Here is a 526-nt window from a genome sequence, read left to right as displayed (position 1 = left end):
TTTCATCAAATAAAGCTTGCTTATCTTTATCATATAAAACATAATCTTCACAAAAATATAAAGCTTTTAATAAATAGGGTTTTGAATCGATGTTAATGTTGTTGATATCTTGTAAGTTTAAAGTCTTTAGTAGGTATTGTTTATTAGCAATAATACTTAAGCTTTGATTGGAATTTAAAAAAGTATTTCTTTCTTGTTTTAATTGAAAGCTTAGCTTTTCATTTAAAGATTTAAATAAAGAATTAAAAATTTCATTTTTTATTCTATTATCTTCTTTATAAAGTTTTAAATCAAATTGATATTTTTGTTCTTCTTGTTCAATGATTTTTTCTTGTTCTTTTAAATCTTGTATGTTTTTTAAATATTCTTCATCTATAAAATTGTAAGTTGTAGAAGCTATACTTGTTTTAGTTATAAGTTCTTTTTTCTTTGCTAGAGCAAGTTTGTATTGTTTTGAATAGCTAGGGTAGGGGCGTGGAGTGAAGAGGGAGAAAGGATTGATTAGTTTTTGAAAAAAATCATTTGG

1 protein-coding gene is annotated in these 526 nt (G+C 23.6%); it reads right to left on the bottom strand.

Annotated features, from left to right (window positions below):
- On the bottom strand, positions 1–526 hold a 526-nt coding region (locus ACOTVC_RS09045), incomplete at both ends, for a hypothetical protein (RefSeq protein WP_421628408.1).

The organism is Campylobacter sp. GB48 (assembly GCF_049221845.1).
GTDB classification, from domain to species: domain Bacteria; phylum Campylobacterota; class Campylobacteria; order Campylobacterales; family Campylobacteraceae; genus Campylobacter_D; species Campylobacter_D lari_C.
The sequence above is the reverse complement of the archived record's forward strand: the minus strand, read 5'-3'. Positions and strand labels throughout refer to the sequence as shown.